Here is a 21,533-nt window from a genome sequence, read left to right on the forward strand (position 1 = left end):
CGAAAGATCCCCATGCGCGTCGCCATCTATTTCACTCCAGCCGTCGACCATCCGATCACCCAGGCCGCCAATGACTGGATCGGCCGTGATCTTTCCGATGGTCCGGTCCAGCAAAAGGCTGTGGGTGCCTTGAGTGCCGAGGAAGTGCGCGCCATCACCGAGGCGCCGCGGCGTTACGGCTTCCACGCCACGTTGAAGCCGCCGTTCGCCCTCGTCGACGGCGCGTCGGAGGAGGATGTGGATCAGGCGTTGCGCAACTTCTGCGCTGAGCATGGTGTCATCGAACTCGGGCCGCTCGAGATCCGCGCCATCGGGCCCTTCTTTGCGCTCGTGCCGCAGAATGACGTGCCCGAGGTTCGGGCGCTCGCGGACGCGGCGGTGGAGGCGTTTGAGCCGTTTCGCGCGCCCCTGAGCGATGAAGATCGTGCACGCCGCAGGCCGGAGGAGCTCACCGAACGCCAGCGCGACTATCTCGATCGCTGGGGCTATCCTTATGTCTTCGATGAATTCCGCTTCCACATGACACTGACTGGCCCGGTCTCAGGCGAGCGACGCTCGATCGTGGAGGGCGCGCTTCACCAGCATTTCGGTTCCGTCATCGAAACCTCGCTCGCGCTCGACGGCGTCTCGCTTCTCACCGAGCCGGAGCGTGGAGCCTTTTTTCAAGTTCACGCCCGCTGCAATCTGCGCGGGCCCAGCGAAAGAAAACCCAACACATGAGCGAAATCGTTTTTCGCAACGCCCGCATGGTCCTTGCCGATTCGGTTGAAGGCGGCGATCTCGTGGTCGCCGGAGAGATGATCCGCGAGGTTGCCGATCCTGGGACCGGGTCGGGTGGTATCGATCTTGAGGGTGACTGGCTGCTGCCGGGGCTTGTGGAGCTCCACACTGATCATCTCGAGGGCCATTTCGCACCGCGTCCTGGTGTCCGGTGGAATCCGGCCGTTGCCGTGCAGGCGCATGATGCACAGGTCGCGACCTCCGGCATCACGACGGTGCTGGATGCTCTTCGGGTCGGCGCCGACGAGGATGCGCGTGTCCAGGTCCAGGAAATGCGCGGGCTTGCCGATGCGATCGAGGAGAGCCAGGACAAGGGCCGGCTCAGAGCCGAGCATTTCGTGCATCTCAGATGCGAAGTCTCTGCTTCCGACGTGATGGACGGTTTCGCGCTTTTCGAGAACGATCCACGGCTCAAGCTCGTCTCGCTGATGGATCACACGCCCGGACAGCGGCAGTTTGCGAGCTTCGACGCTTACAAGATCTATTATCAGGGCAAGACGGGTATGGACGACGAAGCTTTTCAGAGTTTTGTCGATCGCCGTATGGCGGAGGGGGGACGCTGGTCTGCCCAACACCGCAAGCTCATTTCCGATCTCTGTCGTGAGCGCGGTATCCGGCTGGCAAGCCATGACGATGCGACTGAGGCCCATGTCGCCGAGGCTATCGAGTTCGGTGTGCATGTGGCGGAGTTTCCGACGACCGTCGCGGCGGCTCGCGCTTCCAAAGAGGCGGGTATGCAGGTTTTGATGGGGGCGCCCAACATCGTGCGCGGCGGTTCGCATTCCGGCAATGTCGCCGCAGCCGAACTCGCCGCGGAGAACCTCCTCGACGTGCTTTCTTCGGATTACGTGCCTTTCAGCCTCATCCAGGCGGTGTTCGCGATATCGGAGGTCGTCGAGGGTGTGGATCTGCCGCAAGCCGTCGCCATGGTCTCGGCCAATCCGGCAAAAGCGGTCGGGCTCGACGACCGCGGGGTGATTGCGCCCGGCAAGCGCGCCGATTTCGTTCAGGTGCGTTTCGACGACGGCGTGCCGGTGGTGCGGTCGGTCTGGCGCCAGGGGTGTCGCGTCGCGTGAATGATCCACAGCCTTTTCGCACCGGCACCTTGGTGCTGGTCGTGGGTCCGAGCGGGGCCGGCAAGGACAGTCTGATCGACTATGCGCGGCAGAGGCTTTTGGATGTGCCTTCCGTGGTTTTCCCGCGTCGCACGGTGACGCGGAGCGAAAGTGATTTCGAAGACAATCTCACCATGAGCGAAACGGAGTTCTCCCAAGCGGCGGCTGCGGGGGCCTTTGCTCTCTCCTGGGAAGCGCATGGGCTCGCCTATGGCATCCCGAAGGCGATCGAGGCGGATCTCGCCGGCGGGTCCTCGGTCGTCGTCAACGTCTCGCGCATGGCGATTGAGCCGGCGCGCACGAAATACCGGCCATTGCGCGTCGTCGTGGTGAGTGCGCGTCGGGATGTTCTTTTTGAAAGGCTCAATGCGCGCGGGCGCGAGGGCTCGGAGGAAATCGCGCGCCGTCTCGATCGGGCCGATCTCGTCTCGGTCACCGGCGAGGACGTCACCGTCATCGACAATTCAGGTCCGATCGATGTGGCGGGGGAGGCGTTTGTGTCGCTCTTGCAAGGCTGTATCCGAGGCAGGCAAGAGCGTTAGACAAGTGTCACATGGCTCTGTTAGCCGGTGGCGGATTCTCCGCCTCTACCTCAAAAGGACGTCCAACATGATTAAGCCAATCCTCGGGCTCGCGGCTGCGGCCTTTGCCCTCGGCATGGCCGGCAGTGCTGTCGCAGAGCCCTCGGGCACGCTCACCGTCTACACCTCGCAGCCGAGCGAGCAGATGCAGAGCGTGATTGCGGCTTTCAACAAGGATTATCCGGACGTTCAGGTAGAGCTCTTCCGCTCCGGGACGACTGAGGTGATGAACAAGCTGCTCGCGGAGTTCGCCGCAGGTTCCTCGCCCGCCGATGTCGTGCTCATCGCCGATGCCGTCGCCATGACGCAGCTCAAGAATGACGGCCGGCTGATGACCTATGACGATGCGCCGATCGCCGATATTCCCGACGCGCTCATCGATCCCGACCACACCTTCTTCGGTACCAAGCTCATCACCACCGGCATCGTCTACAACACCAATCTCGTCGATAAGGCGCCGACCTCCTGGGCGGACCTGAAGGCCGAAGACGTCGCTTCCAAGACGACCATGCCGTCGCCGCTTTATTCAGGCGCCGCCGTCATCCATGTCGGCACCATGGTGCAGCAGCCCGAGTTCGGCTGGGATTATTACGAGGCGCTCGCCGACAACGGCGCCATCGCCGGGCAGGGCAATGGTTCCGTCATCGAGGCCGTCGCCCGCGGCGAGAAGGCCTATGGCATCATGATCGAATACATGGCCTTCAACGCCAAGAAGAAGGGCTCACCGGTCGAGTTCGTGTTTCCGCAAGAGGGCGTGACCGCGATCTCGCAACCCGTGGCGATCCTGAAGTCGACCGACAATGCGGAAGCCGCCAAAGCTTTCGTCGATTGGCAGCTTTCCAGGAAAGCGCAGGAACAGTCCGTGGCTCAGGGCTATTTCCCGATCTTCGACGATGTGACGCCGCCCGAAGGATATCCGAAGGTCGGCAGCCTCAAGATCCTGCCGACAGACGCCGAGACGCTTCTTGAAAACGACCAGGCCAACAAGGAGAATTTCGCTGAGCTCTTCGGCGGTTGATGTCGGTACGGCGGGCGCGGCCTCCTCGCGCCTGCCTCTCTTGCGCTTGCTTGAGCGCCATTTCCTCCTCGTTCTCATTGCCCTCTATCTTGCGGCCTTCGCTTTGTGGCCGCTTGGACAACTCTTCGCCGAGGCACTGGCGCCCAACAAGGAGGGCGTGCTTTTCGGCACGTTCCTCGATCAATGGGAAAGCCGCTCGGCGATCCGCGCCCTGAGCCATACGCTCGAGGCGTCGTTTCTCTCCACGCTCGTCTCCGTCGTGATCGGGGCCGTTGCCGCCGTGCTCCTCGTCCTCACCGATATGCGGTGGAAGGGCGCGATCGTCTTCATGCTGCTTTTGCCGCTCCTGATCCCGTCGCAGATCATGGCACTCGCCTGGATCGAGCTCACGGGTCCGACGAGCCCGATCCTGGCGCCGCTCGGGCTTGCGCCCGAACCCGGCATGACCAACCCGCTTTACTCCAAATGGGGCATCGTCATCGTCATGGGCGTCGAGCATGCGGCACTCGTCTTTTTGACGGTGCGCGCGGCGCTTTCTTCGTTACCCATGGATATCGTCGAAGCGGCGCAGCTCGCCGGCGCCCGGCCTCTTCGTATCGTCATGCGCGTCTTGATGCCTCTCGCCTTTCCCTCCGTCCTGAGCGGGGCTGCGCTCGCTTTCGTCGCTTCGATCGGCAATTTCGGTGTGCCGGCACTTCTCGGCATCCCGGGGCGCTACACGATGCTGACGACGCTCATCTATCAGCGCCTGCAAGGTTTTGGGCCGCAGGTGCTTGGTCAGGTCGCGGCCCTTGCCGTCATTCTGACTCTGATCGCCGCTGCTGGCCTTCTCATTCGCAGCCTCGTCGCGCGGCGTTTCGGAGCTGCCGTGGAACGCACCAGTGCGCCGCTCGTGCCGTTCTCGCTCGGCCGCGCGCGTTTGCCGGTCGAGGGCGTGTTTCTTGCCTTTCTGGCCGTCATCGCCATCCTGCCGCTCTTCGCTCTCGTCGGCACGTCGCTGTTGCCGGCGCTTGGCGTGCCACTGTCGCTCGAGACTCTGACGCTGGAGAATTACCGCTTCGTGCTTTTCGGCTACGAGGCGGCGCAGCGCGCCTTTATCAACAGTTTCGCTCTCGCGCTTTCGGCCGCGATGATCAGCGCGGCTGTGGCGCTGCCGCTCGCCTATCTTTCGGTGATCGAGCGGCGTCCGCTCGCGCGCCTTCTCGACCTTTTCGCCGATGCGCCCTATGCCATTCCCGGCACGGTGCTCGCCATCGCCATTATCGTCGTCTTCCTGCCGCCGCTTCCTGGTCTCGGCGTCAGCCTCTACAATACCGGCTGGATCATCTTGGTCGCCTATCTCGCCCGTTTTCTCGCCCTCGTTCTGCGCCCGACGGTCGCTGCCATGGAAAGCCTCGATCCGGGCATGGACGAGGCGGCGCGCGCTGCCGGTGCCGGCATGCTCACACGCCTCAAGGCCGTCGTCGCGCCGCTTCTCGCGCCGACGCTCGCGGCCGGTGGGCTTCTCATTTTCATGCAGGCTTTCAATGAGCTCACCGTCTCGGCGCTTTTGTGGTCGAGCGGATGGGAGACGCTCGGGGTCATGGTCTTCTTCCTGCATCGGGAAGGAAACACGACGGCGGCCGCGGCGCTTGCGACGCTCGCCTTGATCTCAGCACTCGGGCTTGCCGGCGTCGCGGCCCTCTTTGCGCGAAAGCTGCCTTCCGGAGTTGTGCCATGGCGGGGATGAGAGCCTCGGGTCTCGGCAAGCGTTTCGGCGAGACGGACGCCCTGCGTGCGGTCGACCTTGTCATCGAAAATGGTGAGTTCCTGGCGCTTCTCGGGCCTTCCGGTTGCGGCAAGACGACGCTTTTGCGCGTGATCGCCGGCTTCGAAGTGCCGGATGCGGGCGAATTGCATCTCGGCGACGAGGTGGTGGCGCGGGCGGGCTGGGCGTTGCCGCCGGAAGAGCGCAATGTCGGCATGGTGTTTCAATCCTATGCGCTCTGGCCGCACATGTCGGTCGCCGACAATGTCGGCTTCGCGCTCAAGGTACGCGGTCTCGACGCCAGCGAATGCCGCCGGCGGATCGAGGAGGCGCTCGAACTCGTGGGTCTTGGCGGCCTCGCCAGGCGCAGGCCGGCTGAGCTGTCGGGCGGACAGAAACAGCGTGTCGCGCTTGCCCGCTGTCTCGCCATGCAGCCCTCTGTCGTTCTTCTCGATGAACCGCTCGCCAATCTCGACGCGCATCTGCGTGAGGCGATGCAGATCGAGTTTCGCCGCTTTCACCGTGAGATCGGCGCCACCTTCGTCTACGTGACGCATGACCAGAGCGAGGCGATGGCGCTTGCCGATCGGGTTGCGGTGATGGATCGCGGCGCCTTGCAGCAGGTGGCTGCGCCGCGGGAGCTCTATGCGGAGCCGGCGACCGAGATGGTGGCGCGTTTCGTGGGGCGCGGCATGGTCCTGCCGGTGACGGTTCTCGGACATGAGAACGGCTTCATCGTCGCGGAGGCTTTTGGTGCGCAGATGCGGGTGAGAGGGCGGGCGACGGCCGGTGAAGAGCGCCTTCTCTGCGTCCGGCCTGCCGACCTCGCGCTGGATGGTGCCGGTATGGAAGCGCGCGTCACCGCAGCGGCTTTCCAAGGGGCGGCGACCATCGTGTCGGCGCAGATCGAACAAGGAGAACATGTTTTGAGGCTCGAATGCTATGGTCTGCCGCCTGAGGAAGGCGCGGCTGTCAGAATTTCCGTGCGCGATGGCTGGTTGCTGCCGGCGGGACGCGCGTGATGGCGTTGACGTTCAAGGCGCTGTCCGGGCTCGGCCCGAAACAGCCGGCGACCTTTCTCGTCGAGGCGGAGGGGCGGCGCATCATCTTCGATCTCGGAGAGGAGAAGGCGACCGGCCGACGTGCCGATCTTTCAGATGTCGGCAAAGTCGATGCCGTCGTCATCAGCCATGGGCATTTCGACCATATCGGTGCGCTCGATAGCCTGGAGACGCTCGGCAATCCGGCACTCTATGCGAGCGGATCGGTGCTTGCGCGTATCGACCGGCCGGCCAACGCGCGGGAACTCCCTGCGCAGGGCGAGACGGAAATCGCCGGCCTTCGCGCGAAGACCGGACGCAACGGGCATGCGATCGGCGGGGTTTGGACCTTCCTCGATGTCGCCGGTGGCTTCATCTATATGGGCGACCACACGGATGAATCGAACGTCTTCGCCTTCGATCCGCCGCCTGAAGCGGCGACCATCGTTCTCGATGCCTCCTACGGCGATGCGGACGAGCCGCGGTCGGCGCAAATCGGTGATGTTCTGCAGCTCACGGCAAGCGGACGTGTGCTCATCCCGGTCCCTCCGGATGGGCGCGGCATCGAGATGGCTCTGATTGCCGACGAGGCCGGGCGCAAGATTGCGATCGATGAGAACGTGCGAACATATCTTCGGCGCATCGCCGGTCCCGATCACGCGTTTGCCGCATCGGGCGTGGCGGAACGCGCCGGGCGCCTCGCCGAAAGCGCAGATGATGCGGCCGACCCCGGGGCCAAGGCTGACGTCTTTCTCGCTGCCGATGCCGACGGGGATTTCGGCGTGAGCGGGGAGATTATCGATCGCCAAATGCGCGACCTCTCCGTCGTCTTTACCGGTCATCTGCACAAATCGACGCGCGGGTACAAAATGGTGCAGGAAGGGAACGCCGTTTTCCGCCGCTACAACGTGCATCCGACATTGCCGCAGAACGTACGTCTGGCGCGTGCCGTGAACGCCTCAACGGTGGTTCCGGCCTTTGCCGATCCGGCGTATCTCAGCGCGTTCGAGACCGCTTTCGCGCCTGCCCGTGTCGATCTCTCCGGTGCGTTTGCGATCGGCTGAAGCTCACGCCATTTCCGTGATCGTCTTGCGAAAGCGGGTCAGCGCCAGGGTGAAGAGGACCGCTCCGATCGCTGCGATTGCAAGGAATTGCGGCCACACGACACTGAAGCCTGCGCCGCGATACAGGATTGCCTGCGCGAGCGAGACGAAATGCGTGTTCGGTGCCGCGAGCATGATCGTCTGGACGATATCGGGCATGCTTTCGCGCGGCGTCATACCGCCTGAGAGCATCTCGAGCGGCAGAAGGACGAGGATCAGCAGAAGCCCGAATTGAGGCATCGATCGCGCCAGCGTCGCCAGGAAGATGCCGATCGATGTCGAAGCGAAGACATGCAGCGCGGTGCCCGCCAGGAAAAGCGCGATCGAGCCTTCGATCGGCACCGACAGAAGCCCCTCGATGACGACGGTGAGCGACAGGAAGCAGGATACGACGACGACGAGGCCCATCGCCCAGATCTTGGCTGCCATGATCTCGAACGGCGTCACGGGCATGACGAGAAGATGCTCCACCGTGCCATGCTCGCGCTCGCGGATGAGGGCGGCTCCCGTCAGCACGATCGATAGGAGCGTGATGTTGTTGATCACCTCCATGATGGAGCCGAACCAGGCGCGATCGAGCATGGGATTGAAGCGGGCCCGCAGCTCCAATTCGACCGGAAGCTGATCGACGGCGCGGTAATGGCGGGCGAAATCCTCCACCTCTCCCAGAACGATCGACTGGATATAGCCCGATCCCGTGAAGGCCTGGGTGACGAGCGTCGCATCGACATTGAGCTGCAGAGCCGGGGTGCGCCCGGCCAGCATGTCGCGCTGGAAATCAGGCGGGATGACCAGCGCGAAGGTGTCGAGGCCGGCGTCCATCCGCTGGTCCATTTCCGAAGCGGTGATCATCTTCGGAGGAACGAAATAGGGTGGGTAGAAGTCCGAGACGATGCGCGTCGAGAGCGGTGATCGGTCCTCGTCGACGATGCCGATGGTGGCGCGGTTGAGGCTTTCCGGCATCGAGGTGGCCGCCGCATAGACGCCAAGCGTGAAGGCATAGACGATGAGGATGAGCATCATCGGATCGCGCACCAGGCTGCGCAGTTCCTTCACCCCGAGATTGCCGATATTGGCGAGCCGCATGTCACCGCTCCTGTTTTTTGAGGAGAAGCGCGGTGGCGGCAAGGAGCACCGGGGTCGCGAGCGCCAGCGGCAGGAAAGCTCCGCTCAGCTCCGAGAATCCGAGGCTCTTTGAGAAGGTGCCGCGTGCGATCGTGAGAAAATGCGCCGTCGGATAGATCTCTCCGACCAGTCTGCCGATACCTTCGAGCGCCGAGACCGGGTCGGTCAGGCCGGAAAAGTTGACGGCCGGAAGGATCGTCAGGATCGCCACCCCGAAAATCGAGGCGATCTGGCTTTTCATGAAAGTCGACATGAAGAGGCCGAGAGCGGTTGCCGAGCACACGTAAAGGAAGGCCGCCGTCGCAAGCGCGAGAAAACTGCCTTTGAAGGGGACTGCGAAAACCGTGACGGCGAGTGCCGTCAAAAGCAAGAAGCTCAGCCAACCGAGAATGACATAGGGGATCTGCTTGCCGAGCAGAAATTCCAGCTTCGTCGTCGGCGTCACGTAGAAATTGACGATGGAGCCGAGTTCCTTTTCGCGCACGACGCTCAAAGCCGCCAGCATCGCGGGGATCAGCATCAAGAGGATCGGGATCACGGCAGGTACCATGGCGACGATGCTCTTCACGTCCGGATTGTAGCGGAAGCGGGTCTCTAGATCGACGAGACTGGCGAGGCCCGTGGAGCGGCCGGTTTCCTTCGCCTTGGCGAGCAGCCACTGGGTGTGCATCCCTTGCACGTAGCTTTTGATCGTCTCCGCCCGTGTCGGCATGGCGCCATCGATCCAGGCGCCGATCTCGACATTGTCGCCGCGCGCGACATCGCGGGCGAAGCCCGGCGGGATTTCGATCGCCAGGCCGATTTCTCCGGCGCGCATGCGCTGGTCGAGATCTTCGTAACTCGTGATCGGCGGTTTCTCGATGAAGTAGCGTGAACCGGCGATGTTGAAGGCATAATCGTGCGACAGGCCGGTCTGGTCGCGGTCGAGGACGGCGAAGCTCAAATCCTCCACGTCGAGACTGATGCCGTAGCCCATGATGAACATCAAAATCACGCTGCCGACGATGGCGAGCGTCAGGCGGATCGGGTCCCGGCGCACCTCCTGGCTTTCGCGGCGCGAATAGCTCGCCATGCGTCGGAGATCGAAAAAGCGGCGTGCGGGTCGCGTCTCAGGATCCTGGTTGACGAGGGCCGTCGTCTTCGGCGCCTGTTCCTCATCCGCCCCCGCCTCTTCCAGATAGGAGATGAAGGCATCTTCGAGAGAGGCGGCTCCGCGCTTTTCGACCAGGTCTTTCGGCCTGTCGGTCACCAGCACCTTGCCGGCATGCATGAGCGAAATGCGGTCGCAGCGTGCCGCCTCGTTCATGAAGTGCGTCGAGATGAAGATCGTCACCCCGTCGCGTCGCGATAGCTCGACGATCATCCGCCAGAACGCGTCTCGCGCAACGAGGTCGACGCCGGAGGTGGGCTCGTCGAGGATGAGCATCTCCGGCTTGTGGATCATGGCGACCGCGAGCGAGAGACGCTGACGGTGCCCAAGCGGCAGGGAATCGGGAAAATCGTCGAGGATTTCGGCGAGGTCGAAACGTTCCACCATCTCGCGGATGCGCGCCGGAATGTCTGCCTCCGGCACCCGAAAGAGACGGGCATGGAGCTCGAGATTCTGTTTCACCGACAGCTCGGTGTAGAGCGAGAAGGCTTGCGACATGTATCCCACCCGCTCTCGGGTGGTGAGGTCGCGCGGATCGACCTCTTCGCCGAAGAGAAAGGCCCTGCCTTCTGAGGGGGCGAGCAGGCCGGTCAGCATCTTCATCGTCGTGGTCTTGCCGCAGCCATTGGAGCCGAGGAAGCCGAAGATCTCGCCGCGTGGGATGCGAAAGCTCACATGGTCGACGGCGGTGAAGGCGCCGAAGCGCATGGTCAGCCCTTCCGCCTGGATGGCAGGGGTGCCCCCATCTTCGTGTGCCTGTGGGGGGATGACGACCGGCTGATAACCGGCCTGCTTTTCCTCGGGCAGAAGCGCGATGAAGGCAGCCTCGAGCGTCTGCGTTCCGGTTTCGGCCAGAAGCTCGTCCGCCGTTCCCGTCGCCAGTACATGCCCGCCATCCATGGCGACGAGCCAGTCGAAACGTGCGGCCTCTTCCATATAGGCGGTGGCGACCACGACGCTCATGGTCGGGCGGTCGGCCCGGATCTGGTCGATCAGTTCCCAGAATTGACGGCGGGAGAGGGGATCGACGCCGGTCGTCGGCTCGTCGAGGAGAAGGAGATCGGGATCGTGAATGAGCGCGCAGCAAAGGCCGAGCTTTTGCTTCATGCCGCCCGATAGCTTTCCCGCCGGGCGCGTCAGGAAGGGGCCAAGGCCGGTGGCTTCGGTCAGCTCGTGAATGCGGCGTTCGCGCTCCGCCTTTCCGTGGCCAAAGAGGCGGGCAAAGAAATCGAGGTTTTCAGACACCGACAGTGTCGGATAGAGGTTCTTGCCGAGCCCTTGCGGCATATAGGCGATGCGCGGGCAGACGGCGGCGCGGTGGCTGGAATCCTTCATGCTGCCGCCGAGCACCTCAACCTCGCCCTTCTGGATGCGGCGGGCTCCGGAGACGAGGGAAAAGAGGCTCGATTTGCCGACGCCGTCGGGGCCGATGAGCGCCACGGCGCGGCCGGCCGGAATGTCGAGCGTGATATCGTCGAGCGCCTGCGTGGCACCAAAGCGCAGCCCCACATGCGCGAGGGTCGCGACGGGCGGGGGCGTCTCGCTGTCAGAAGGGGCGATGGGCAGGGGCGGCTTCATTCTGCGCCCGTCATCGCGCCCCCGGGCTCAGGCTCGGGCGCGCCCTTTTGCGGCAGATTGACCTTGAGGTTATCCGGCCACTCGGCGCTGCCGTCGATCTTCACATAGGCCATCCCCGGCAGCCCCGTTTTCACGTAGCGGATATGTTCCTTCAGAAGGTCGGTGGGGATTTGGGCCTTGATGCGGAACATCAGTTTCTGCCGCTCTTCGGCGGTTTCCACCGTCTTCGGCGTGAATTGAGCGACATCGGCGACGTAGGAAATGGTCGCCGGGATCACATATTGCGGGGCGGCGTCGAGGACGATGCGGGCTTCGGCACCGAGCGCCACGCGACCCGCCTGAAGTGTCGGCAGGAAGAACGTCATGTAGACATCCGACAGGTCGACGAGGTTCAAAATCGCGCTGCCCGCATTTACGACTTCGCCAGGCTCGGCGATGCGGTACTGCACGCGCCCGATCCGCGGCGATGTGAGGGTGCTGTCGTCGAGATCTGTCTTGATCCGCTCGACCGTGGCACGCATCGCGTCCACCTGCGCCTCCGCCGTCACGACGCCCGAGCGTGCATAGCCGAGAGCCGCATCGGCAGCCGCCACCTTGGCCTTTGCCGCGGCAAGGGCGGCCTTCGCGCCTTCGAAAGCGGCCTTGTCGTCGTCGTATTGCTGCACGGAACCGGTGCCGCGTTCCTGCAAGGTCTGGCTGCGGGTGAGGCGCTTTTCCGCGGCTTCGAGCGTCGCCTCTTGCTGTGCGACGGTGGCTTCGGCGGCTTCTTTTTCCGCCTGGCGCTGTGTGACCTGGCTGTTTGCCGTTTCGATGCCGATCTCGGCAGAGCGCAATTGTGCCTCGGCTTCGCGCAGCTGCGCCTCAAGCGTAGCGGTATCCATCTTGGCGAGTTTTTCGCCGGCGGCGACATAGTCGCCTTCTCGCACATAGACGTCCTGCAGGCGGCCGGCCGTCTTGCTTGCGATGTCGATCTCGACCGCTTCGATCCGGCCGTTGCTCGAGGCAAGGGCTGCGTTCTCGTTCTCGCCGGTCACCATGGCCCTGATTTCGGGCCAATAGGAATAACCGACGCCGACGATGAGAGCCGCGACGATGAGGACGAGGAGAAGCTTTCTTGTCATGGAGGCGGGCCGGTCTTCGCTGGCGGCGTGGGAGCCGCGGCAGGCGCCGCCACTTCGCTGCCGCTTCGCCTAAAAGGTACTCTGGCGGACCTATCCTGGCAAGCCGAAGCTTGAGCCGATCACGGGTCCCTCATCGTTTATAGACCAGCCGATGCGCGGTGGCATGCCCGTGAAAGAAATAGCCGCTCCGCATGGGTGCGGAGCGGCTTTTGATCAGGCCGCGACGACGGCCGATTGGTTTGCTGCCAGCCCGTAGAGATTGCGCTGGCCGGGGACGAGCGTGAACTTGCTGCTCACACCAACGACCGTCTCGGCGCCGCCGAGCACGAGATAGCCGTCCGGCCGCAAATTGCGGGAGACCCGATCGAGAATGTCACCCTTCGTGGCCGCGTCGAAGTAGATCAGCACATTACGGCAGAAGACGATGTCGAGCATGCCGAGGGTCGTGAAGGAGTGCAGCAAATTGAGATTTCTGAACGTCACCATGCGCCGGATATCGTCGGAAATCTGCCAGTTTTCTCCGCTCTTCTTGAAGTATTTGAGGAGGAGCTGGACCGGGAGGCCGCGCTGAACCTCAAACTGCGTGTAGATGCCGGCGCTCGCCCGTTTCAGCATGTCGTCGGAAATGTCGGTCGCGATGATTTCGACCTTGCGTCCGCCGACCATCCCCACTTTCTCGCGAAGGATCATGGCGAGAGAGTAGGGCTCCTGGCCGGAGGAGGCTGCCGCGCACCAGATGCGCAACGGCTGCGTGACGGGGCGATTGCGCAACAGTGTCGGCAGCATCACGTCGCTGAACAGGTCGAACGGTGTCTTGTCTCGAAAGAAGAAAGACTCGTTGGTCGTCATCGCATCGACGACGGCCTTGCCGATGTCCATGGAGCCCTGCCGCAGCTTTGCGGCAAGTGCTGCGATGCTCGGTAGCCCGAAATGCGTCGCTACCGGAAGCAGACGGGACTCGAGCAGGTAGGTTTTCCCTTCCTGCAGCACGAGGCCCGATTGCGCCTTCAGATATCTCTGGAAGAACTCGTAGTCCGCAGGTGTGATCATGAGCGTCCCCCTGAGATTCGCCGAACCACGCGGGGTCCGATTTCCGTTATCGGTAGAATTTCGGAGCAGGCTCCGACCTCTGCGGTCGCGCCTGGCATGCCCCAGACCACACTCGAAGCTTCATCCTGCGCGATGACGGCGCCGCCGCCGTCGGCGATGATGGTTGCTCCCTTGGCACCGTCGGAGCCCATGCCGGTGAGAACGAGCGCAAGGGTGGCGCTGCCATAGATGTCAGCAATCGATTGAAACATCGGATCCACGGCCGGCTTGCAGAAGTTGACGGGCGGTGCATCCGAGAGCTTGATCACCGTGGTGCCGTTCGATTTTGCCACAAGCATGTGCTTGCCACCCGGAGCCACGTAGATGTGACCGGGACGCACGGGCTCGCCATCGATCCCTTCGGCGGCCGGACGACCCGACGCCTTGGCGATGTGCTCGGCCAGGATCGTGGTGAAGGTCGGCGGCATGTGCTGTGTCACGAACACCGGGATGGTCGTGAGGGCACTGCCGGCATCGGTGAAGAAGCGCGTCAGTGCCTGTGGACCGCCCGTGGAGCTGCCGATCGCCAGGGCACGCACCGCGCTCATCGATGCGGGACGCAGACGGATCTTGGGCTTGGCCGCGGCTGGAATGGCAGGCGCACGTGCGGCTGCTGGCGCCGATGTGCCCGGCGCCTGCCTGGCCGTTGCCGGAGCCGGCGTGCGGAAGCTCTTGCCGCGACGCACACCCGCACCCAGGCTGCGCACCTTGGAAATCAGGTCGTGGCGGAAGTCGGCCGCGGCCAGGAGGCCGTTGGTGGAATCGGGTTTCGGGACGTAATCGGCCGCTCCCAAGGTCAGAGCACGAATGCTCACCTCGGCGCCGCGGCGCGTGAGCGTCGAGGCCATGATGACGGCCGTGCCCGGTCGCTTTTCGAGAATGAGGGGCAGAGCCTGCAGCCCATCCATCTCCGGCATCTCGATGTCGAGAATGGCGACATCGGGCTGCGAGCGGACCACGTCATCCACCGCCCGCCGCCCGTTGGGATGGGAGGCGATGAGGGTGAGATCCGGTTCCTCGGAGATCCAGCGGGAGAGGATGCCGCGAATGAACGCGGAATCATCGACCACCATGACACGGATAGGCTCGTCGCTCTTCGGGCGGACCGCAGCGGGGCGGGCACCAGGCGGAGGTGCGGCGATCGCGTTCATGTTGCCCTCGCCAGAATGCCGACGGATTCCAGCTTCTCGCGCAGGATCTCGGCGTCATAGGGCTTCATGATGTATTCGTCGGCACCGTCCTCGATGGCGCGCGCGATGTGATCGAGATCGTTCTCTGTCGTGCAGAAGATCACGCGTGGTGCTTCTCCGTCCGGCCGCTTGCGCAGAGCCCGGAGGAAATGCGGGCCGTCGGTAACCGGCATGTTCCAATCCAGAAGGATCGCATCCGGCATCGCTTCCTGGCACCGCTCCATCGCGGTCTCGCCATTGTCGGCTTCGCGCACCTGGAAGCTCATCTCTTCCAGCATGCGCCGGGCCACCTTTCGAACAACGGAGGAATCATCCACCACAAGGCAGGTTTTCATCGCGGGCTCCTTGGAAAGCTGCTCGTGTCAGGCAGCAAGAGCGACAGTTACGCGGGCAAGGGCTGCCTCGACGTCCAGGATCAACATGAGTTCGCCCGAGACGTGATAGACACCCTTGACGATCTCGGCCCAGCGCGGGTCAAGGTTCGGGGGGCAGGGCTCGAGCGTCTCTTCCAGGTGCATGACCTCGCCGACTTCATCGATGATGAGGCCGAAGGATTCGCTCTTGTACTCGATGCCGACGGCCATCTTTTCCTTCGCGTCGCTCGGCGGGAAGCCGAGCAACTGGCGAAGATCGATGGTGGTGACGATGCGTCCGCGCAGATTGAGGACGCCTTCCACTTCCTTCGGAGCGAGGGGAACGCGTGTCACCTGCTCGGGGACGAACACCTCGTGGACCGCTGCGATCGGGAGGCCGAAGCGCTGGCCACCGATGCGGACGGTGACATACTGATTGGCGGCCGACGTCCGCACGTCGTGGACGTTATGCTGGCTCATGCTGCTTCTCCATAGATCGGGGCGCATTGCTTGATCGCCGCGATGAGTTCGCTGCGATCGACCTTGGTGGCGATGCGATCGAAGCCGATGAGGTTCTCCTCACCCGGGCGCACCCGAGACTTGGCGCTGCCGAGGGCCATCAAGGGGACATGCTGCATGTCCGCCTGACCGCGTACGGCAGCCGCGAAGGCGGCCGGGTCCATCGCCGGCGTGTCGAGATCGGTGACCACGAGGTCGAAGCGATGCCCTTCCGTAATCTGCGCGAGGGCATCTTCCGCGCTCGAGGCCAGCGACACCCGATATCCGGCGCTGCGCAGGATCGGCTCCACCATGTTGCGGTAGAAGACGTTGCCGCCAACGAAGAGAAGCTTCTTGCCCTTGCGTTCGGCCTGTTCGGGAGCGTCCCGGAAGGCGATCTCGAGGAAGTGCGAAATGTCGACGATATCCGTCGCCTTGCCGCCGAGCACAGCGCTGCCGAGAAGCCCCGGCGTCTCGGAGGGAAGCTCGATATTGAGCGGCTCCTGGACGATGTCGACGATTTCGTCGACCACGAGGCCCATCGTATTGCCGTTGTCGGAGAAGACGAGCATCGGCTGGGTTCCCGTCGTGCGCTGTTCCACCTCGTGGTTGACGTAGACGAGCGGGATGAGCGCACCGCGGTAGTTGAGGATCGGCTGACCGCCGGCCCATTCGACTTTTTCGGTCTCGAATTCCTCAAGGCGCGTGACGAGCGACAGCGGCACCGCTTTCGGCTCGCGATCGCCCGCCCGGAAGACGAGCATGGAAACGGCGTCGTTGGATTCCTCCTGCTCTTCGGCGTCGGCGGTGGCCGTGGCGATCGTCTGATCGATGCTGCTTGCGGCCTGCTGGGCGACACCGTTCGGATCGACGATCATGATCACGCGTCCATCGCCAAGGATGGTCGAGCCGGAGAACATGCCGATATGGCGCAGCATGGACGACATCGGCTTCACCACGATTTCTTCGGTGTGGAAGACCGCGTCGACGATGACGCCAAAGATCTGATTGCCGACCTGCATGACGGCAATGAAGCCGCTCTCCTGGTCTGCGACCTCGTCTTTGACGCTGCCGAGAAGCGCACCGAGATGAACGATCGGCAGGAGCTTGTCGCGCAGCCGAAGGACGGGCGCGTCCTTGAGACGTTCGATCTTGTGCTCGGAATCCGGCTGGATACGGACGAGTTCAACCACGGCCAGCTGCGGCACCGCAAAGCGCTCGCCGGCAACTTCCACGATCAGAGCCGGCACGATCGCCAGGGTAAGCGGGATCTTGATGACGAAGGTCGAGCCTTTGCCCTGCGTCGAGCGCACGTCGACATTGCCACCGATGATCTCGATGTTGGAGCGCACGACGTCCATGCCGACGCCACGGCCCGACACGCTCGTCACCTTTTCCGCTGTCGAGAAGCCGGCGTGGAAGATGAAGCGATGGATCTGAGCATCCGACATCTTGGCGAGCTCGGCTTCCGTCGCCAGACGGTTTTCCAGCGCTTTCTCGCGGATGCGATCGGTGTTGAGGCCGCGACCGTCATCGGTGATCTCGATGATGATGTGGCCGCCTTCGTGGAAGGCGGACAGCCGCACCAGCCCCTTCTCGGACTTGCCGGCGAGGCGGCGTTCTTCCGTCGTCTCCAGACCATGGTCGGCGGAGTTGCGCACCATGTGGGTGAGGGGATCTTTGATCAGGTCGAGAACCTGGCGGTCGAGCTCGGTCTCCGCGCCCACCATCTCCAGCTCGATCTGCTTGCCCAGATCCTGCGCAAGGTCGCGCACGATGCGGGGCAGCTTCTGCCACGCATGGCCGATCGGCTGCATGCGGGTGCGCATGACGCCTTCCTGGAGCTCGGCCGTCACCGTCGACAGACGCTGCAGCGAGACCTTGAAGTCGGAATCTTCCTGACGGCGCGCGATCTCCATGAGCTGATTGCGGGTCAAAACCAGCTCGGAGACCATCGTCATCAGATGCTCGAGGGCATCGAGGTTGACGCGGATCGACTGGGAGGAGACGCTCGAGCTGTTGTTGTTCGCGGCAGGCTGCTCTTCACCCGGCTTTTTGGCCGGAGTTTCGGGCGTCTTGGCGACCGGTGCCTTCGTCTCGGGCTCTTCCTTCTTTGCAGGCGCAGCTGCGGGAGAAGTCTTTTCTTTGGCTTTGGCCGGCGCCTTCTTAGCCTTCGTTTTCCCCTTGGCAGCCGGGTTTTCAACTTCCGTCTCGCGGAAGATCCGCTCCAATTCGTCGAGCGGGATTTCGCCCGGCATCAGCGGACGTTCCAGCACCTGGTCGACGAGGGTGCCGACGGTCACCTCGGCCTCTTCGACGACTTCCTCTGAAACAGCTTCACCCGCCGCCATTTTTTCCAGAAGCTCGATGAGATCTGCGTCGCTTCCTTCCGGCTCCTGCCCGCCGTTCTCTTCGAGCTTCGCCAGGATGTCCTTGATCCTGTCGATGGTCTTGAGGACGAGGCTCACCGCTGCCGGCGTGACGGGCACGCCTTCGCGGAACTTGTCCATCAACGTCTCGGCAGCATGGGCAAGCTTCGCCAGGCGAGGCAGGCCGATAAAGCCGCAGGTGCCCTTGATGGTGTGCACAAGGCGGAAGATGTTGTTGAGAATGGCGGCGTTGTTCGGTTCCTGCTCGAACTTCACGAGCTCGACGTCGGCGACGTCCAGGCTCTCGTTCGTCTCAGTCAGGAACTCGCGAAGCAGTTCATCCATTGCGGGGGCTCCGATTGGCTTTCGGGAGGGCGGGGCCTAAGCGGCCCGCACCCGTTCGATGAAGGTGTCGACCTGCTGACGCAGGTTCGCAGCCTGGCTGTCGAGGTCGTTGGCTGCATGGACGATCTCGGTCGAGACGCGTCCGGTATCGTTGGCGGCGCTCGTGACGGCGACGATGTTGGAGGAAACCTCCTGAGTGCCCTGCGCGGCCTGCTGGACGTTCTGAGCGATCTCGCCGGTGGCAGAACCCTGCTCCTCGACCGAGGAGGCGATCGTCGAAGAGATCTCGTCGATCTGCTTGATCGTACCGGTGATCGATTCGATCGCCTTGACGACCTCGTTGGTGGCTTCCTGCACGGCCGTGATCTGCTGCGAGATCTCGCCGGTTGCCTTGGATGTCTGCTCGGCGAGCGTCTTCACTTCCATGGCAACGACCGCAAAACCCTTGCCGGCTTCGCCGGCGCGGGCCGCTTCGATGGTGGCGTTCAGGGCCAGAAGATTCGTCTGCGAGGCGATATCGGTGATCAGGTTGACGACCTGGCCAATGCGCTGGGCGCTGGCGGCAAGACCGCGAACCACTTCGCCGGTGTTGGAGGCTTGGCCGTTCGCCTGACCGGCGACATTGGCGGCCATCGACACCTGCTGGCCGATCTCGCGGACGGAGGCGGCAAGTTCCTCGGCTGCGGAGGCAACCGTCTGCACATTGGTCGTCGCCTGTTCGGCAGCGGCCGCAACCACGGTCGACTGACGATTGGTCTCCTCGGCGGATGAACTCATCGTGGACGCCGACTGCTTCAATTGCGTGACGGCGGAGACGACCGAGCGAACGACGCCTGAAACCTCCTGCTCGAAGTCGTCTGCCAGAGCATGCATGGCCTTGCGCTTGTCTTCTTCGGCGCGCGCCGCATTCGCTTCCTGCTCGCCGCGCAGACGTTCGGCTTCGGCGAGACCGTCGCGGAAGATTGCAATGGCCTTCGACATTTCGCCGATCTCGTTCTGCTTCTCTGCATACGGGATTTCGGTGTCGAGCTTGCCAGCGCTCAGATCGGTCATCACGCCGGTGATGCGGCTGATCGGACGGATCACGCCGGTCGAGACGTAGACCATCGCAGCGCCGGCGATGATGACACCGAAGGCAATGGCGATGAAGAGCTGCAGCCGTGCAGAATTGTAGGCGGAAACCGACGCCTCATAATCGCTTGAGGCGCCCGCGTTGTTGACCTGGACGATGCTCATCAGGTCGTTGGAGAAGGAGTCAAAGATCTGCTTCATCTGACCAGTCAGCAGGTTCCTGGCTTCCGCGGTCTGTCCGGCTGCGATGAGACGGGCGACCTGCGGCTCGAGGCTGAGATACTCGGTGAACTTGGCGGAGAAATCCTGATAGAGCTTGCGCTCATCATCAGAGGAAATCAGCGGCTCATACTTGGCGCGAAGGGTGCCGATTTTCTCGATGTTTGCGGAAATCGCAGCTTTCAATGTCTGCTGGGTTTCAGAGTCCGTCGCCATGAGATTGGCGATCTGCGCAATGCGCAGGTCTGAGGTGGTGGTGTTGATCTTGTTGATCGTGTCGATGCTCGGAACCCAGTTGGTTGCCTCATTTTCGACGTTTGCCTGGATCTGAGCGAGTTTGCTCACGGACGTCCAGCCGAGGGCGACCATGAGGACGACCAGGACCCCGAAAATCGCCGTAAGCGTGGATTTCAAATTCAGCTTCATCACATTCTCCGTTCCGAGACTGCCCAGCATCTAGCTTTCAAAGCTTGCTCGTAGCTGGCAGTTAATGGCTCGCCTGCTTGTTAAAGTTGGGTGCCCTGGGGGCACCCGGTTTTCATGCTGCCCGCACGCTCTCGATGAAGGTGTCGACCTGCTGGCGGAGCATGGAAGCCTGGCCGTCGAGGTCTCCGGCGGCCTGGACGATCTCCTGCGACGCCCGACCGGTGTCGTTGGCCGCCTGGGAGACCGAGCCAATGTTGTGGGAAACTTCCTGTGTGCCCTGAGCGGCCTGCTGGACGTTCTGGGCGATCTCGCCTGTCGCCGCGCCCTGCTCCTCGACGGAGGAAGCGATGGTCGTGGAGATCTGGTCGATCTGCTTGATTGTCCCGGTGATCGCTTCGATCGCCTTGACGACTTCCGTTGTCGATTCCTGGACGGCCGCGATCTGCTGCGAGATATCGCCCGTCGCCTTCGAGGTTTGCTCGGCGAGCGTCTTCACTTCCATGGCAACGACCGCAAAACCCTTGCCGGCTTCGCCAGCGCGAGCGGCTTCGATGGTGGCGTTCAGCGCCAGAAGGTTCGTCTGCGAGGCGATGTCGGTGATGAGGTTGACGACCTGACCGATGCGCTGCGCGCTTGAGGCCAGACTGCGCACGATCTCGCCCGTGTTGACGGCCTGGGTGCTGGCCTGACCGGCGATCGTGTTGGCGATCGCGACCTGCTGGCCGATCTCCCGAACCGAGGTCGCAAGCTCTTCCGCCGCAGACGCGACCGTCTGGACATTCGATGTTGCCTGCTCGGCCGCGGATGCAACGGCTGTCGACTGGCGGCTGGTTTCCTCGGCCGACGAACTCATCGTGGAGGCCGACTGGTTCAGCTGCGTCACTGCGGAGGCCACGGATTTCACGACACTTGAGACTTCGTCGTCGAAGCGGTCGGCCAGCTCGTGCATCAGCCTGCGCCGCTCCTTGTTGGCACGGAAAGAGACCCAGAAACCTGCGAGGGCGACGAGGACGCCGAAGAGGATGCCCACAAGCATTTCCAGGCGGGTGAACGAGTAGGCGTCTGTCGCCTCGCGAAAATTCTGCTCCGCCCCGGCATTCACGCGGGTCACGTCCGCTTCGAGGTCGTCTGAAATGGCTGTGAACTGCTCGGCCATGCGGCCGGTGAAAAGGGCCATGGCAGCGTCGTTCCGGCCCGATCCGCTGAGATCGATTACCCGCTCGTGGGTGGCGAGATATTCCGCGAGATCCGCCTCGAAACGGTCATATGCGGCGCGCTCTTCATCGTTGGCGATGAGAGAACGGTACTTTTCGCTGTTGTCTGCGATGCGGGAAAGCGTCGTCGCGATCTTCGTTTCTGCGACTTCGCGCTGTTGATCTGTTTCTGCCGTCAGATAATTCCACTCACCAAGCCGCAGATTGGAGACGTTGGTGTTGATGTGATTGATCGCGTCGACATTCGGCAGCCAATGCGTCGCTTCGCTTTTTACGTCGCGATAGATCGCCCCGATATTCCAAAGGGCGAGGACACCTTCTGCTACGATGACAATCATCAGAAGGGCGATGAGCGCAGGCAGAGATGCCTTCATTTTGGGGCGCATAATGGACCTCTTGCG

17 protein-coding genes are annotated in these 21,533 nt (G+C 63.0%); 7 read left to right on the top strand and 10 right to left on the bottom strand.

Features of this window, described 5'->3' with window-relative positions:
- The first annotated feature begins 12 nt into the window (after positions 1-12).
- The 7 genes from ACK8CP_RS00575 to ACK8CP_RS00605 all read left to right on the top strand — a co-directional run bounded on the left by ACK8CP_RS00575 (position 13) and on the right by ACK8CP_RS00605 (position 7,345).
- On the top strand, positions 13-720 hold the full coding sequence (locus ACK8CP_RS00575) for a DUF1045 domain-containing protein (RefSeq protein ID WP_128291176.1): 708 nt from the start codon (positions 13-15) through the stop codon (positions 718-720).
- Entirely contained in the window at positions 717-1,856 is a 1,140-nt protein-coding gene (locus ACK8CP_RS00580; protein WP_414832988.1) for an alpha-D-ribose 1-methylphosphonate 5-triphosphate diphosphatase, read from the top strand. Before ACK8CP_RS00575 ends, ACK8CP_RS00580 begins: the two co-directional genes overlap by 4 nt.
- On the top strand, positions 1,853-2,437 hold the full coding sequence (gene phnN, locus ACK8CP_RS00585) for a phosphonate metabolism protein/1,5-bisphosphokinase (PRPP-forming) PhnN (protein WP_414832989.1): 585 nt from the start codon (positions 1,853-1,855) through the stop codon (positions 2,435-2,437). The genes ACK8CP_RS00580 and phnN overlap by 4 nt, the downstream gene beginning before the upstream one ends.
- Before the next feature lie 67 nt (positions 2,438-2,504).
- Positions 2,505-3,494 carry an ABC transporter substrate-binding protein gene (locus ACK8CP_RS00590; RefSeq protein WP_414832990.1) on the top strand — a complete coding sequence of 330 codons (990 nt, stop codon included), beginning with the start codon at positions 2,505-2,507 and terminating at the stop codon, positions 3,492-3,494.
- A 40-nt stretch (positions 3,495-3,534) separates the two neighbouring features.
- Entirely contained in the window at positions 3,535-5,223 is a 1,689-nt protein-coding gene (locus ACK8CP_RS00595) for an ABC transporter permease (RefSeq protein ID WP_414832991.1), read from the top strand.
- Positions 5,211-6,263 (top strand): ABC transporter ATP-binding protein, encoded by a 1,053-nt coding sequence (locus ACK8CP_RS00600; protein WP_414832992.1) that lies wholly within the window; start codon positions 5,211-5,213, stop codon positions 6,261-6,263. The genes ACK8CP_RS00595 and ACK8CP_RS00600 overlap by 13 nt, the downstream gene beginning before the upstream one ends.
- Entirely contained in the window at positions 6,263-7,345 is a 1,083-nt protein-coding gene (locus ACK8CP_RS00605; RefSeq protein WP_414832993.1) for an MBL fold metallo-hydrolase, read from the top strand. Before ACK8CP_RS00600 ends, ACK8CP_RS00605 begins: the two co-directional genes overlap by 1 nt.
- Positions 7,346-7,348: 3 nt before the next feature.
- Here the strand turns inward: ACK8CP_RS00605 and ACK8CP_RS00610 are convergent, their stop codons facing one another.
- The 10 genes from ACK8CP_RS00610 to ACK8CP_RS00655 all read right to left on the bottom strand — a co-directional run bounded on the left by ACK8CP_RS00610 (position 7,349) and on the right by ACK8CP_RS00655 (position 21,518).
- On the bottom strand, positions 7,349-8,470 hold the full coding sequence (locus tag ACK8CP_RS00610; RefSeq protein WP_414832994.1) for an ABC transporter permease: 1,122 nt from the start codon (positions 8,468-8,470) through the stop codon (positions 7,349-7,351).
- Position 8,471: 1 nt separating this feature from the next.
- Positions 8,472-11,237, bottom strand: a complete 2,766-nt coding sequence (rbbA, locus tag ACK8CP_RS00615; RefSeq protein ID WP_414832995.1) for a ribosome-associated ATPase/putative transporter RbbA — start codon at positions 11,235-11,237, stop codon at positions 8,472-8,474.
- A complete protein-coding gene (locus ACK8CP_RS00620; protein WP_234628818.1) occupies positions 11,234-12,358 on the bottom strand; it encodes an HlyD family secretion protein in 1,125 nt (374 codons plus the stop codon). The genes rbbA and ACK8CP_RS00620 overlap by 4 nt, the downstream gene beginning before the upstream one ends.
- Positions 12,359-12,571: 213 nt before the next feature.
- Positions 12,572-13,408 carry a CheR family methyltransferase gene (locus tag ACK8CP_RS00625; RefSeq protein WP_234628817.1) on the bottom strand — a complete coding sequence of 279 codons (837 nt, stop codon included), beginning with the start codon at positions 13,406-13,408 and terminating at the stop codon, positions 12,572-12,574.
- On the bottom strand, positions 13,405-14,598 hold the full coding sequence (locus ACK8CP_RS00630; protein WP_234628816.1) for a protein-glutamate methylesterase/protein-glutamine glutaminase: 1,194 nt from the start codon (positions 14,596-14,598) through the stop codon (positions 13,405-13,407). Before ACK8CP_RS00630 ends, ACK8CP_RS00625 begins: the two co-directional genes overlap by 4 nt.
- Complete coding sequence (locus tag ACK8CP_RS00635; RefSeq protein ID WP_092810289.1) at positions 14,595-14,972, bottom strand: response regulator; 378 nt, start codon at positions 14,970-14,972, stop codon at positions 14,595-14,597. The genes ACK8CP_RS00630 and ACK8CP_RS00635 overlap by 4 nt, the downstream gene beginning before the upstream one ends.
- A gap of 27 nt (positions 14,973-14,999) precedes the next feature.
- Positions 15,000-15,470, bottom strand: coding sequence for a chemotaxis protein CheW (locus ACK8CP_RS00640; RefSeq protein WP_234628815.1), 471 nt, complete (start codon positions 15,468-15,470; stop codon positions 15,000-15,002).
- On the bottom strand, positions 15,467-18,202 hold the full coding sequence (locus ACK8CP_RS00645) for a chemotaxis protein CheW (RefSeq protein ID WP_414832996.1): 2,736 nt from the start codon (positions 18,200-18,202) through the stop codon (positions 15,467-15,469). Before ACK8CP_RS00645 ends, ACK8CP_RS00640 begins: the two co-directional genes overlap by 4 nt.
- 36 nt (positions 18,203-18,238) lie before the next feature.
- Positions 18,239-19,918 carry a methyl-accepting chemotaxis protein gene (locus ACK8CP_RS00650; protein ID WP_414832997.1) on the bottom strand — a complete coding sequence of 560 codons (1,680 nt, stop codon included), beginning with the start codon at positions 19,916-19,918 and terminating at the stop codon, positions 18,239-18,241.
- 112 nt (positions 19,919-20,030) lie between these two features.
- On the bottom strand, positions 20,031-21,518 hold the full coding sequence (locus tag ACK8CP_RS00655) for a methyl-accepting chemotaxis protein (protein WP_414832998.1): 1,488 nt from the start codon (positions 21,516-21,518) through the stop codon (positions 20,031-20,033).
- Positions 21,519-21,533 lie beyond the last annotated feature (15 nt).

Source organism: Afifella sp. YEN Y35, assembly GCF_047553465.1.
Classification (GTDB): domain Bacteria; phylum Pseudomonadota; class Alphaproteobacteria; order Rhizobiales; family Afifellaceae; genus Afifella; species Afifella aestuarii.